The 13,542-nt window shown below is 63.0% G+C and carries 14 protein-coding genes; 4 read left to right on the forward strand and 10 right to left on the reverse strand.

All coding sequences use genetic code 11. The annotated features are described in order from the left end of the window. Positions 1 to 112 precede the first annotated feature (112 nt). Positions 113 to 577, reverse strand: a complete 465-nt coding sequence (locus tag ON062_RS10340; protein WP_274647064.1) for a DUF3817 domain-containing protein — start codon at positions 575 to 577, stop codon at positions 113 to 115. Between the two features lie 60 nt (positions 578 to 637). Here ON062_RS10340 and ON062_RS10345 point away from each other — a divergent pair, with 60 nt between their 5' ends. Then, positions 638 to 1,756: a class I SAM-dependent methyltransferase gene (locus ON062_RS10345; protein ID WP_274647065.1), complete on the forward strand. Its 1,119-nt coding sequence runs from the start codon at positions 638 to 640 to the stop codon at positions 1,754 to 1,756. 1 nt (position 1,757) lies between these two features. Here ON062_RS10345 and ON062_RS10350 read toward each other — a convergent pair whose 3' ends face one another. Genes ON062_RS10350 through ON062_RS10365 form a run of 4 tightly spaced genes read right to left on the reverse strand, consistent with a single transcriptional unit; the run spans position 1,758 to position 4,790 of the window. Beyond that, the gene (locus ON062_RS10350; protein WP_274647066.1) at positions 1,758 to 2,144 is read right to left on the reverse strand and encodes a hypothetical protein; all 387 of its coding nucleotides are present in this window, start codon (positions 2,142 to 2,144) and stop codon (positions 1,758 to 1,760) included. Positions 2,145 to 2,156: 12 nt separating this feature from the next. Further along, positions 2,157 to 2,732 carry a flavin reductase family protein gene (locus ON062_RS10355; RefSeq protein ID WP_274647067.1) on the reverse strand — a complete coding sequence of 192 codons (576 nt, stop codon included), beginning with the start codon at positions 2,730 to 2,732 and terminating at the stop codon, positions 2,157 to 2,159. Next, positions 2,729 to 3,778 carry a methionine synthase gene (locus tag ON062_RS10360; protein ID WP_274647068.1) on the reverse strand — a complete coding sequence of 350 codons (1,050 nt, stop codon included), beginning with the start codon at positions 3,776 to 3,778 and terminating at the stop codon, positions 2,729 to 2,731. Before ON062_RS10360 ends, ON062_RS10355 begins: the two co-directional genes overlap by 4 nt. Positions 3,779 to 3,797: 19 nt before the next feature. Next, on the reverse strand, positions 3,798 to 4,790 hold the full coding sequence (locus tag ON062_RS10365) for a putative oxygenase MesX (RefSeq protein ID WP_274647409.1): 993 nt from the start codon (positions 4,788 to 4,790) through the stop codon (positions 3,798 to 3,800). Between the two features lie 124 nt (positions 4,791 to 4,914). On the opposite strand from ON062_RS10365, the gene ON062_RS10370 reads away from it, so the two are divergent. Further along, on the forward strand, positions 4,915 to 5,856 hold the full coding sequence (locus ON062_RS10370; RefSeq protein ID WP_274647069.1) for a LysR family transcriptional regulator: 942 nt from the start codon (positions 4,915 to 4,917) through the stop codon (positions 5,854 to 5,856). Between the two features lie 15 nt (positions 5,857 to 5,871). Here ON062_RS10370 and nrdF read toward each other — a convergent pair whose 3' ends face one another. From nrdF to nrdH, 4 genes are read right to left on the reverse strand one after another with little or no spacing between them, the layout of a single operon-like run. Continuing rightward, positions 5,872 to 6,846: a class 1b ribonucleoside-diphosphate reductase subunit beta gene (nrdF, locus tag ON062_RS10375; RefSeq protein WP_274647070.1), complete on the reverse strand. Its 975-nt coding sequence runs from the start codon at positions 6,844 to 6,846 to the stop codon at positions 5,872 to 5,874. A gap of 33 nt (positions 6,847 to 6,879) precedes the next feature. Beyond that, a complete protein-coding gene (gene nrdE, locus ON062_RS10380; RefSeq protein WP_274647071.1) occupies positions 6,880 to 9,036 on the reverse strand; it encodes a class 1b ribonucleoside-diphosphate reductase subunit alpha in 2,157 nt (718 codons plus the stop codon). Further along, entirely contained in the window at positions 9,018 to 9,482 is a 465-nt protein-coding gene (nrdI, locus tag ON062_RS10385; RefSeq protein ID WP_274647072.1) for a class Ib ribonucleoside-diphosphate reductase assembly flavoprotein NrdI, read from the reverse strand. The genes nrdE and nrdI overlap by 19 nt, the downstream gene beginning before the upstream one ends. Before the next feature lie 4 nt (positions 9,483 to 9,486). Beyond that, complete coding sequence (gene nrdH / locus ON062_RS10390; RefSeq protein WP_274647073.1) at positions 9,487 to 9,720, reverse strand: glutaredoxin-like protein NrdH; 234 nt, start codon at positions 9,718 to 9,720, stop codon at positions 9,487 to 9,489. 359 nt (positions 9,721 to 10,079) lie between these two features. On the opposite strand from nrdH, the gene ON062_RS10395 reads away from it, so the two are divergent. Further along, on the forward strand, positions 10,080 to 11,285 hold the full coding sequence (locus ON062_RS10395) for an MFS transporter (RefSeq protein WP_274647074.1): 1,206 nt from the start codon (positions 10,080 to 10,082) through the stop codon (positions 11,283 to 11,285). Here ON062_RS10395 and ON062_RS10400 read toward each other — a convergent pair. Continuing rightward, complete coding sequence (locus tag ON062_RS10400) at positions 11,278 to 12,279, reverse strand: TIGR00341 family protein (RefSeq protein ID WP_274647075.1); 1,002 nt, start codon at positions 12,277 to 12,279, stop codon at positions 11,278 to 11,280. The genes ON062_RS10395 and ON062_RS10400 overlap by 8 nt on opposite strands. A gap of 77 nt (positions 12,280 to 12,356) precedes the next feature. Here ON062_RS10400 and ON062_RS10405 point away from each other — a divergent pair, with 77 nt between their 5' ends. Further along, the gene (locus ON062_RS10405; RefSeq protein ID WP_274647076.1) at positions 12,357 to 13,535 is read left to right on the forward strand and encodes an acyl-CoA dehydrogenase family protein; all 1,179 of its coding nucleotides are present in this window, start codon (positions 12,357 to 12,359) and stop codon (positions 13,533 to 13,535) included. The last annotated feature ends 7 nt before the right edge of the window (positions 13,536 to 13,542 follow it).

The raw sequence follows: 13,542 nt of genomic DNA on the forward strand, positions 1-13,542 counted from the left end.
CAACCCCACCAACCCACAAATCCACCCCACACCCCGGGCGTGTCGCACCCCCGGGGTGCTGACCAATCGGCCGGTGACGACCTGATCAAGGGGTGAACTCCCGAGACTCGCACTAGTCGCGTCCCCCGGGAGGCCCGATCAGCAGCAACACGGTGAAGACGACCACGACACCGGCGCCGAGCAGGAGAGCCAGTACCCATGGTCGCCCGAGGAACCAGCGCATCACGCGGTCGTGCCACGCGCTATCACGGGGATCATCCGTTGCGACGATGCGCCACTCCCCTTCGAGTCGGCGGGTGCGGTGCAACCAGATTTCGACGGGGATCGTCGCGTATGGGATCACGGCGCTGACGATCGCGGTCGTGGTGGGGCCGATGCGCCACCGCTGGTTCTTGGCAACCAGCACGGCGGTTGCGGCGTACGCGAGAAAGACGAAGCCGTGGATCCCGCCGCCGATAGACACCGCAACATCCAGCCCCGCTGTCGCCCGCAGGATCAGACCGGCGATGAGCAGCGTCCACGACACCGCCTCCGCGATCGCCAAAGTGCGGAAAAGGGCAAGGGGTGTACGGAACACGTTTCTCCTCGAACGTCGGGTGCCCTCAGCCTACGTCCCCGCCCGCAGTACCGTTGAGGGGTGACAATCTCGCTCGATACGCTGCGCCGTTGGCCGGATCTCGAAGGGCCCGACCTGCACGCGGTGGACGCCGCGGATCGGCTGATCCTCGATGAGTCCGCACCCGCGCGCGATGTCTTTTCTCCCCACGAGATCGTCGTCATCGGAGACAACTACGGCGCGCTCACGCTCGGAGCAGCGAAAGCGGCTCCGCGCAGTGACGGCCGCCGTATCCGCGTGCATCAGGACCCGCTCACCGGTGAACGAGCGCTTGCTACCAACGCAGCAAACGCGGGATTCGATGCGTTCCAATCGCTCCCCCTGAGCCCCGACCTCGTGCGCGATGCTCGCGTGGTGCTCATGCGCCTCCCCCGCGCACTTGAGGCGCTGCGCGATATCGCCGGACTCGTCGCCGCACACGCATCACCTGATGTCGTGGTCTTCGCGGGCGGACGAATCAAGCACATGACGCTCGCCATGAACGAGGTGCTCCGTGAGCACTTCTACACGGTCGACGTCACGCACGCACGACAGAAGTCACGAGTGCTGATCGCCCGCGGCCCACACAACGGGCGCGACCCCGTCCCGCGCCGCGCCGCGCACGATGGGATCACGGTGTGTGCATACGGCGGCGCCTTCGCCGGGGCATCCATCGACATCGGCACACGATTCCTGCTGGAGAATCTGCCGGCGGAGACCCCCATTGACGGCACCGTCATCGACTTCGCGTGCGGCACCGGAATCGTCGCGACTACCCTCGCGCTACGTCACAGTGAGCTCGAGGTGTATGCGTGCGACCAGTCGTACGCCGCGGTCGCGTCCGCCCGCGAAACCGCACGGGCCAACTCAGTGGATCAGCGCATCAACGTCGTGCGCGATGACATGCTTGCCAGTCAAACCGCAGGGTCTGCGTCGTTCATAGCGTTGAACCCGCCGTTCCATGTGGGCGCTGCGCTCTCGGAGCACATCGCGCCGCGCATGTTCGAGGACGCTGCGCGAGTGCTACGCCCCGGAGGCGAACTTCGAGTGGTGTGGAACTCGCCGCTTCAGTACCGCGCCGCGCTCGAACGCATCGTCGGCCCCACGCGGCAGATCGCGCGCAACAGCAAGTTCACTGTCACCTCATCGCTCAAGCGCTGAGTTAGCGCGACGGACGCGTCGACCAGTAGGCCCAAGCCACGAGCACGGGCTGGAACAGCAACCGCACCAGCCGCTTGCGATCCGTGTCCAAACCGAAACCATCGCGCCTCTTCGTGTACTGCTCGATGTTTCCGGGGAAGACGGCCACGAAGAACGCGGCAAGAATGAGTCCGATGCGACTGCGGGAACGCGGGAGCGCAACCAGTGATGCACCGAGCATGACCTCGACGACGCCGGATGCCACGACCACGGCATCCTTGTCGAGCGTCGTGACCTCGGTGGTCCAATCAGGAACCTGGGCTTGAAATTCCTTTCGGGCCCAGAACAGGTGGCTAATCCCGGCGAAAACCAGCGATCCTGCCAGGAGCCATCGCGCAACCGTCTTCATACAGCGATCGAATCACACCTCGATGCGAGAGTGCGTGCCAAGCCGGTGCCAGGTGCGGTTGTGATACACCAGTGGTTCACCGTGCTCGTCCGTGTCCACGTCCCGCTCGATGTGCGATTGCAGCGCGTGGGCGGCGATGACTGTCGAGGTCCCGGCATCCATTCGCTCGATGACCGCGCAACGCACCCACGCCCGCACATCGCGGTAGACCGGCTCGCCCGTGACCAGGCGCGACCAACGGTGCGTTGCCGCAAAGCGATCGATCCCTCGTTCGGCACCGAGTTTGGCCAGTTCCAGGTCGTTCGCGTCAAGGAAGTGGACCACGACGGTCTCGGCACGCGCGAGTACATCGGATGCCGAAGACATGGCCGAGATCGAGAAGATCAGCAGCGGTGGATCGGCACTCACCGACGAGACCGACGTGGCGGTGAGCGCCACAGGTCCGTCCCCCGCGTCAGCGGTGATGACCGCGACTCCTCCCGGGTGCCCGCGGAAGAGAGCCTTGAAGTGATCGGGCGACAGCGACGACGGGAAGCCGTGCGCCGATGCCGGATCATCGCCGTGTGCCGGGGTCGCCGTGGAGCTCATGACACAACGCTCAGCTGCTGCGCGGCCAACTCTTCGCGGAGGATCGCGGTGCCGGCGCTCAGCGCGCTCAACTTCTTGAGTGCCACGTCCCTCGGGAGCGGGGCCATGCCGCAGTTCGTGCTGGGGATGAGCTTGTCGGCATCGACGAACGCGAGGGCCTTGCGGAGGGTGTCCGCTACCTCTTCGGGTGTCTCGACGACCTCGTTTGCGACATCGATGGCTCCGAGCATGACCTTCTTGCCGCGCAGGATCTCAATGAGGTCCATCGGCACATGGGAGTGCTGGCATTCCAGCGAAACGATGTCGAGGGAGGAGCGCTGCAGGAGCGGAAAGGACTGCTCGTACTGCCGCCACTGCGATCCGAGTGAGGCTTTCCAGTCGGTGTTCGCCTTGATCCCGTACCCGTAGCAAATGTGCACGGCGGTCTCGACGCGGAGTCCTTCGGTCGCCCTCTCAAGCGCCGCGACGCCCCAGTCTTTGACCTCGTCGAAGAATACGTTGAACGAGGGCTCATCGAACTGGATGATGTCGACTCCGGCATCCTGGAGTTCCCTCGCCTCCTGATTGAGGATCGTTGCGAATTCCCATGCCAGTTTCTCGCGGCTCTTGTAGTGGTCGTCGTACAGAGTGTCGACCATCGTCATCGGGCCTGGCAGAGTCCACTTGATCGGGCGATCGGTGGCTTGGCGAAGGAACAGTGCATCGTTGACGAAGACAGGATGCTCGCGGGTCACCGAGCCGACGACGGTCGGGACGCTCGCATCGTAGCGATCGCGGATGCGCACGGTCTTGCGGTGCTCGAAGTCCACTCCGCTCAAGTGCTCGATGAACGTCGTCACGAAGTGCTGGCGAGTCTGCTCACCATCGCTGATGATCTCGATGCCCCGACGGGTCTGTTCCTGAACGGCGACGCGCAGTGCATCCTGCTTGCCTTCGCGTAGCGCCGTGCCCTCTAGCTTCCACGGGGACCAGAGCGTCTCGGGCTCCGCGAGCCACGATGGTTTGGGGAGGCTCCCGACGATCGAGGTGGGAAGGAATGTGTTCATGATCGAGAAGCTCCGTTAATCAGCCGACGGGTACGGACCGGTCACTGGCCCACTGCTCCAGCAGCTCGCGATGGGGTGTGATGAAGTGCTCATCGGTGTACGCACCCTGCGTGGCGGCCAGGTGGCTGCGCTCAACGCGGTCGTACGCGATGTCAGTCTGCGAGTGGTTGTGCGCGTCCAGGCTCGGTCGATAGACCGTTGCGGCAGCGGAGTTGGCGTTGTAAATCTCAGGGCGGTAGATCTTCTGGAAGGTCTCCATGGCACTGATCGTCCCGATCAACTGCAGGTTGGAGTAGTCGTTCAGCAGATCGCCGCGGTGGTAGAACGCGAGAGGGGCAACGGCGCCGCGCGGCATGAAGTAGCGCGCCTTCAACCCCATCTTCGCGAAGTACTCGTCCGTAAGGGAGGACTCCTCCTGTTGGTACTCGACGCCGAGCACCGGGTGCCGGTTCGCCGTGCGGTGGTAGGTCTGGCTCGTCGAGACGCTGATGCAGATGACCGGTGCCTGCGGGAACAGTTCCCGGTAGGGCTCGGATTCGAGGAAGTGCTGGAAGAGCTTGCCGTGCAGATCACCGAAGTCGTCCGGAATCGTGGGGTTCGCCTTGTCGGTGTTGACGGCGGGCAGTCGCACGCTGAAGTCGTAGTCGCGCACGTAGGAAGAGAAGTTGTTCCCCACAATCCCGTGGCGGCGGGTGCCCGTCCAGGTGTCGATGATCTGCACATCGAGAACCTCGATGAGTGGGAACTGCTGATCAGCGTCCGCCACGGCGAAACACAGTTCTACCGAGATGATGTCGAGCTGCACCGTGTAGCGGTCTCCGTGGGGGTTATCCCACGAAGCGAGGTCGTTGAAGCGGCGATCGATCATCGTCAGCGCGTTTCTGAGATTCTGCGCGCGATGCTCTCCGCGCGCCAGGTTCGCAAAGTTCGTGGTGGCGCGGGAGTTCTCCGACGGTGAATAGTTCTCGTCAAAGCGTGTCGTCGTGATGTTGAACGTGAAGGCGTTCGCCATGAGTGTCAATCCGGTGGATGTCGATCGGCCGGGCTCGGCCTGCGGAGGTGGTCCATCCATGGTGCAAGCACGGTCAAGCCATCGGGTAACTCACGAAAACTATCCATAGATATAGGCTTTACCTATGGCCAAGGCGACGAGCGGCGTCACGCTGCAGCAACTCCACTACTTCATCGAGGTCGCGGCCGAAGGGTCAATTTCGGCCGCAGCCGACCTTCTCTACGTCGCACAGCCCACCATGTCTGCAGCGATGAAAGACCTCGAAGCTCGCGTCGGTCGGGCGCTGCTCGTCCGCTCCGCTCGAGGCGTCAGCCTCACGACCGATGGCGCCGAGTTTCTCGGGTACGCGAGACAAGTGGTTGAGCAGGTGTCGCTGCTCGAGCAACGCTATCTCGGCCGACCGCCGTCACGGCGCCTCCTCGGCGTGTCAGCGCAGCACTACTCGTTCGTGGTCGATGCGTTCGTCCGAATGGTCAAGGCTTCCGGCGCGATCGAGTATGAGTTCGCGCTGCGCGAGACACGCACGTGGGACATCATCGAAGATGTCCGCACCCTTCGCAGCGAGATCGGGGTCCTTTACCGGAACGACTTCAACCGCAAGGTCATCGACAAGCTGCTTCGGGACTCCGGACTCGCCTTCCATCCCTTGTTCCTTGCCGAACCGCACATCTTCATTTCCCGACGCAATCCGCTCGCCGCTCAATCGCGCGTAACGCTCGACGATCTTGCGGATGTTCCGCGGCTCACCTTCGATCAGGGCGCGAACAACTCGTTCTACTTCGCGGAGGAAATCCTCTCGACACTGTCGAGCAAGCAGGAGATCCGCGTCGCCGACCGCGCCACGATCTTCAACCTCATGATCGGCTTGGACGGTTACACGATTTCGACCGGAATCATCAGCGATCAACTCGATCCTGAGATCGTCGCCATTCCGCTCGACGTCGATGAGCGGATCGAGATCGGCTGGATCGGTCACGCCTCGATCCCACTCACCGAACAGGCCGAGCGCTATCTCACCGAAGTCCGGGCAGTCGTCACGAGCTTCGGAGTTGCGGTCCTCGGCTAACTACCTCTACAACGCTCAGAAATCCCAGTCGTCGTCTTCCGTGGCTTCGGCCTTGCCGATGACGTAGGACGAACCTGAACCCGAGAAGAAGTCGTGATTCTCGTCTGCGTTGGGCGACAGCGCTGACAAGATCGCCGGGTTCACGTCGGTGACGCTCGCCGGGAACATCGCCTCGTAGCCGAGGTTCATGAGCGCCTTATTGGCGTTGTAGTGCAGGAACTTCTTCACGTCCTCGGTGAGGCCCACACTGTCGTAGAGATCCTGCGTGTACTGCACTTCGTTGTCGTAGAGCTCGTACAGCAGCGAGAACGTGTAGTCCTTGATGTCGTCACGCTCAGCCTGGGTGGCCTTCTCCAGACCGCGCTGGAACTTGTACCCGATGTAGTACCCGTGAACGGCCTCGTCACGGATGATCAGACGGATGAGGTCCGCAGTGTTGGTGAGCTTCGCGCGGGATGACCAATGCATCGGAAGGTAGAAGCCCGAGTAGAACAGGAACGACTCGAGCAGGGTCGATGCGACCTTGCGCTTGAGCGGCTCGTCCCCGCGGTAGTACTCCATGACGATCTGAGCCTTCTTCTGAAGGTTCGGATTCTCAATCGACCAGCGGAAGGCCTCGTCGATCTCCTTCGTCGAGCACAAGGTCGAGAAGATCGACGAGTAGCTCTTGGCGTGCACCGATTCCATGAACGCGATGTTCGTGTAGACGGCTTCTTCGTGCGGCGTCAGCGCGTCGGGGATCAGTGAAACTGCTCCCACGGTGCCCTGAATCGTGTCGAGCAGCGTAAGCCCGGTGAACACGCGCATCGTGAGGGTCTGCTCTTCGGGCGTCAGCGTGTTCCACGATTGGATGTCGTTCGACAGCGGCACCTTCTCGGGCAACCAGAAGTTGTTCACGAGGCGGTTCCACACCTCGAGGTCCTTGTCGTCCTGGATGCGGTTCCAGTTGATCGCCTGAACGTGGTCCAGGAGCTGCAGCTTTTCAGCCATCGTCGTCCTTGTCTAAAGTCCCTGATCAGCGCGTCACAGCATGCAGCTGACGCACTCCGTCATGTCGGTTCCCTCGAGCGCCAGCTGGCGCAAGCGGATGTAGTAAATGGTTTTGATGCCCTTGCGCCATGCGTAGATCTGCGCCTTGTTGATGTCGCGGGTAGTCACGGTGTCCTTGAAGAACAGCGTGAGCGACAGGCCCTGGTCCACGTGCTGGGTCGCAGCGGCATACGTGTCGATGACCTTCTCGTAGCCGATCTCGTAGGCGTCCTGGTAGTACTCCAGGTTGTCGTTCGTCATGAACGGCGCCGGGTAGTAGACGCGGCCGAGCTTGCCTTCCTTGCGGATCTCGACCTTCGAGGCGATCGGGTGGATCGAGCTCGTCGAGTTGTTGATGTACGAGATCGAGCCGGTCGGCGGCACCGCCTGCAGGTTCTGGTTGTAGATGCCGTGTTCCTGCACGCTCGCCTTGAGCGCCTTCCAGTCCTCCTGCGTCGGGATCGGGATGCCGGCGAAGAGATCCTTGACCTTCTCGGTCGCCGGCTCCCAGATCTGGTCGATGTACTTGTCGAAGAACTCACCCGTCGCATACGTCGAGTCGGCGAAACCGTCGAATGCTTGGTTTCGCTCGATCGCGATCTGGTTGGACGCGCGCAGAGCGTGGAACAGCACGGTGTAGAAGTAGATGTTCGTGAAGTCGATGCCCTCTTCAGAGCCGTAGTGCACGCGCTCACGAGCGAGGTAGCCGTGCAGGTTCATCTGCCCGAGACCGATGGCGTGTGAGCGGTCGTTGCCGTCCTCGATCGAACGCACCGAGCTGATGTGGCTCTGGTTGCTCACGGCCGTGAGCGCGCGAATAGCGGACTCGACGGTCTTGCCGAGGTCGCCACCGTCCATGGCCAACGCGATGTTCATCGAGCCGAGGTTGCACGAGATGTCCTTGCCGATCTCGGCGTAGGACAGGTCTTCGTTGTACGTCGTCGGCGTGTTCACCTGCAGGATTTCGGAGCACAGGTTCGACATGTTGATCCGACCCTTGATCGGGTTGGCCTTGTTCACCGTGTCCTCGAACATGATGTACGGGTAGCCGGACTCGAACTGGATCTCTGCGAGGGTCTGGAAGAACTCGCGAGCGTTGATCTTTGTCTTCTTGATGCGGGGATCGTTGACCATTTCGCGATACTTCTCGGTCACCGAGATGTCGCCGAAGGGCACGCCGTAGACCTTCTCGACGTCATACGGCGAGAACAGGTACATGTCCTCCGCGTTCTTTGCCAGCTCGAACGTGATGTCGGGAATCACGACACCCAGCGACAGGGTCTTGATACGGATCTTCTCGTCGGCGTTCTCACGCTTCGTGTCAAGGAAGCGCAGGATGTCGGGGTGGTGGGCGTTGAGATACACCGCACCCGCGCCCTGGCGCGCACCGAGCTGGTTTGCGTAGCTGAAGCTGTCTTCGAGCAGCTTCATCACCGGAATGATGCCGCTGGACTGGTTCTCGATCTGCTTGATCGGCGCACCCGACTCGCGGATGTTCGACAGCAGCAGTGCGACGCCACCGCCGCGCTTACTCAACTGGAGAGCGGAGTTGATGCCGCGCGCGATCGACTCCATGTTGTCTTCGATGCGCAGCAAGAAGCAGGACACGAGCTCACCACGCTGCGCCTTGCCAGTGTTGAGGAAGGTCGGGGTGGCCGGCTGGAAGCGTCCCGAGATGATCTCTTCGACCAGCTCGATCGCGAGCTTTTCGTCACCGTCGGCCAGGCCGAGCGCTGTCATCACGACACGGTCTTCGAAGCGCTCGAGGTAGCGCTTGCCATCGAAGGTCTTGAGCGTGTAGCTGGTGTAGTACTTGAACGCCCCGAGGAACGACTCGAAGCGGAACTTCTTTCCGTAGGCGAGGTCGTTGAGCTGCTGGATGAACTCGAACGAGTACTTCTGCAGCACCGCCGGCTCGTAGTACTCCTTCTCGACGAGGTAGTCGAGACGTTCTTTGAGCGAGTGGAAGAACACCGTGTTCTGGTTCACGTGCTGCAGGAAGTACTCCCGCGCCGCGCGCTTGTCGGCGTCGAACTGGATCTTTCCGTCGGCGTCGTACAGGTTCAGCATCGCGTTGAGGGCGTGGTAATCCAGTCCCTCGAAACGTGCCTCTGTCTTGAAGGTCGGTGTGCTCACCGCGGTGTCTGCCATCGTTCTAGTCCCTCGCTTACGCGTTCTACGTCTTCCGGCGTGCCGAATACCTCGAGCCTGTACAGGTGCGGCACGTTGCACTTGCGGCTGATGATGTCTCCGGCGAGACAAAAGTGTTCGCCGAAATTTGTGTTGCCCGCGGAAATCACTCCGCGGATGAGACTCCGGTTTCGCTCGTCGTTGAGGAAGCGGATCACTTGCTTGGGGACAGCGCCCTTCTCGACGCCTCGCCCCTGGCCTCCCCCGTAAGTGGGAGTGACCAAAATGTATGGCTCATCGACCACGAGGGCCGGATCCGACGGATGCAACGGGATCCGGGCCGCTCGGACGCCCAGCTTCTCGATGAAGCGTGCTGTGTTGCCCGACACGCTCGAGAAGAACACCAAAAGGGGCGTCGTGGTCTCGTTCGAGGCAACCGATCCACGCTGCGCGACGGCGGTTGCCACGATGTCACGCGAGACGCGAAGCGAGCTCGTCGATCTTGTCGGGACGGAAGCCCGACCAGTGGTCTTCATCAGTGATGACGACCGGCGCCTGGAGGTAACCCAGCGCCTTGACCTGCTCCAGTGCTGCCGGGTCTTCCGACAGATCGAGCACGTCGTATTCGATGCCCTTCGAGTCCAGTGCGCGATAGGTCGCGTTGCACTGCACGCACGAAGGCTTTGTGTAAACGGTGATCGCCATATGGATCCGTTCTCCCCTCACATCCGGTGATCTCTCCGGTAGGCCCCCCACCGGGAGTCCAATACTACATATGGGTACCGACATTCGATAGCACCACAAGGGCTAGTAGTTACATCGGTGTGATTTTCCACTGCTCTCCCCATGTTCAACACAGGTTCTCCACCGTTTCATCCACAGGACGCGACATCGCCTGACGTGCCGAAAGTGCCTGAATTCCGCCAGTTTCCCTCGGGCCTCAGACATCCATCCACAGGTTCGCCCCTCCACGCGTCCGCAGCCATCGGATCTGCCTGTGGAAAGCGCGCGCGGCGTGTCGCGGCGTGTCGTGTCACTGGCCCCCTCAGCGCTAACGTGTAAAGGTGGCGGGCTACGGCGATCTTCTCAAGACACCCGGGGTCGGGCGCATCATGGCGGCGCAGCTGACGGCGCGCTTCCCCAACGGCATGACGAGCCTCGCGATCCTGCTGCATATCGAGCAGGTGACCGATTCATACGGCGCTGCCGGACTTGTCCTCGCCGCAACATCGGTCGGCCAAGCCGTTGCTGGGCCCGTCACGAGTCGGTGGATGGGCATATGGGGAATGCGTCGAGTCCTCACCGTGACCACGATCGTGTGCGTACTGGCGATCGCGGCGATCGCACTCGTGCCGATGGTGCTGGCCGGCTACATGGCGGTGGGCCTGATCGCAGGACTCGCCACGCCCCCTGTGCAGTCGGCCGTGCGCACGATCTACCCCAAGATGGTGACCTCACGTCAACTCACCCCGCTGTTCTCCCTCGATGCGTCCTTGCAGGAGATCATCTGGATCTTCGCGCCGGTCGTCATCACTCTCGTCGCGACGCAGGCGGGCACGGTACCGGCGCTCCTGCTCATCGTCGTGATCTTGGCGGTCGGCTGTGCGTGGTTCATCCTTTCGCCCGAGGTCGGTCGAGTGCGCATTCCGCGTAGTCGACGCCCGCTGGGCCGCGTTCTGCTGAAGCCGCCCGTCGTCCTGGCGACCATCGTCGGTTTCCTCATGATTGGCGCATGCGCGGCCGTTGAAGCGGGCGTCGTGGCCACGTTCGGCCATGACGGTCTCGAGGCGGGCCTCGTCTTGGCCGTATTCGCCGTGGGAAGCCTCGCAGGCGGCCTCGCGTTCGGCCACATCCCGATCGGGCCATGGGCGATGGCGCGCCGGCTCGGCATCCTGACTCTGGGGCTCGTCCTCACGATCGTCTCTCTCAACGTGTGGTGGCTAGGAGGAACGCTGCTCATCGCGGGAATCGGCATCGCCCCGGCCTTCGCGGTGCTCTTCGCCATGACATCGGTCAGTGTGAAGTTCAGTGAGACGGCCGAGGCCTATGGGTGGATCGGCACCGGACAGCTCATCGGCGCCGCTGCCGGATCAGCCGTCGCCGGGTTCCTGATCGACGGGGTGGGGCCGCAGGGCGCATACATCGCAGCAGCCGCGTTTTCTCTCGTCGGCCTGCTCGTCGCGATCGTCTTCGTGCGCGGCTTCCCAGACCTGAGAGGTCGCGACGCCAGTCCGATCCCTGACACCGAACCGGTCTCGACGATCACCTGATCACGGGATACGACACGGCCGGAGCGACCTCGATCGTCACGTTGACGTACGCGGGAACTTCGTCGTCCAGCGCGGTGCGCAGCGAGTCGATCGACGGGATGTCGCCGTCGCTCGTCGTGACTTCGACAGTCGCGGTCACTCCACTCCACGTCACCCCGATCACCTGGGCGTCGGGCTCATCCACGAGCCACTCCCCCGTGACGTCGCGGATCACATTCGTCCAGTGCGCCAGCGCCACAGTCACAGACGTGTTGATTGCCAGCGGGATCGTGATCACCAATGTCAGCACCGCCACGACCGTGTATGCACGTCGGCGGTTGGCCGTGCGCGACGAGCCGATCTCTTTGGCGTAGCCGGCGATGGTGAACACCACGCTTCCGGCGATCACCAGCGACACGACGTTGGATGCGAAGAGAAGAAACGCGCCGAACGCGTCGTCCCACGCGCCCTGACCGGCGCACACACCGACGACCCCGAGGGGTGGCACGAGCGAAATCGAGATCGCGACACCCGGAAGCACCGCGCTCAAGTCACGACGGCACATCGCGAATGCACCCGCGGTGCCGGTCGCGAGGGCGGCGAGAAGGTCGAGCAGTTGCGGCGAAGTACGCCCGACGATCTGCGAGTTGGTGTCGAGTTCAGCCGGGTCGGAGATATATGCCGAGAGCAGCATCCCGATCAGCACGACGATCACCACGCTACCCATGACCCACAGGAACGATCGCCCCACTAGACCTCGCCTCCCTGTCACGAGGCCTACAGCGATGCCGAGAATCGGGGTGCCGAGGGGCGCGATGATCATGGCGCCGATGACGGTGGCTGTCGAATCCCCCAGCACCCCCGCACCGGCGATCACCGCCGACAGGACGAGCATGATGAGGAATCCCGTCCGCTTGCCGAGGGCATCGCCGCGTCCAAGATCAACCGCGTCACGGAGTGCGTCGGCAGGCTGGCGCTGAGACGGCGGGATCAGCGTACGGGCGATGACGTTCATAGCCACATTCTGCAGCGCACACACCGCGGTTCCCGCGTATTCGCGCGAAGGCTCACCGGCAGGGTCACAATGGCTGTGTGACCGCTCGATTCGACCCCACCGAATACCTCTCAGACGAACTTCTCGCACGCATCCACGCGCGGGCTGCCGTCCACGACCGCGACAACACCTTCCCCGATGCCGATCTGGACGAGCTCCGCGACGCGGGCTACCTGTCGATCCTCGTCCCGCAAGAGATGGGAGGCGCCGGCTTGGGGTTGGCGGAAGCATCCGTTCTGCAGCAGCGGCTCGCGGGCGCAGCCCCCGCGACGGCCCTTGCCATCAACATGCACCTGGTGTGGACGGGCGTGGCGAAAGTCCTCGCAGATCGCGGTATCGATGACCTGCGCTTCGTGCAGGCTGGGGCCGCCGCCGGCGACGTATTCGCATTCGGCATCAGCGAGGCGGGCAACGACCTCGTCTTGTTCGGCAGTGACACGGATGCCACACCCCACCCCGATGGCTCGTACACGTTCCACGGCACGAAGATCTTCACCTCCCTCGCGCCGGTATGGACGTACCTGGGGCTACACGGACTGGACACGACATCGCCGGACGCCCCGCGCATGGTGTACGCCTTCGTGCCCCGCACCGAGGTCGCCGACGGCCGGATCGTCATCGCCGACGACTGGGACACGCTGGGGATGCGCGGCACGCAATCGCGCACGACGCGACTACAGGGTGCCATCGCGCCGGCCGACCGTGTCGTCCGCCGCATCGAACCGGGGGCAAACCCGGACCCCATTGTGTTCGGCATCTTCAGCGTCTTCGAGATTCTGCTCGCATCGGTGTACACCGGAATCGCGCGGCGCGCGCTGGACGTTGCCGTGACGACCGCGCACTCCCGCCGATCCAAGAAGAGCGGAAAGACCTACAGCCAGGATCCCGATATCCGGTGGCGCATCGCCGACATGGCGCTCCGCTACGACGCCCTGCCACCGCAGATCGACGCGCTGTGTCGCGACCTCGATAGTGGCGTCGATCGCGGCGCCCAGTGGTTCGCAGCGCTTTCGGGCGTCAAGCACCGCGCCGTGACGGCAGCCAAAGCGATCGTCGACGATGCCGTGCTGGTCGCGGGTGGCTCGTCGTACTTCGCCGGAGCGGAACTCGGCCGCCTCTACCGCGATGTGTTGGCGGGGATGTTCCACCCATCGGATCCAGAATCCGCGCATTCGACGGTAGCGGCGGCGTGGTTAGGCCCCATCGAGCCCGCCTGACGGCATC

Source organism: Microbacterium sp. C7(2022) (genome assembly GCF_028823665.1).
GTDB lineage: Bacteria > Actinomycetota > Actinomycetes > Actinomycetales > Microbacteriaceae > Microbacterium.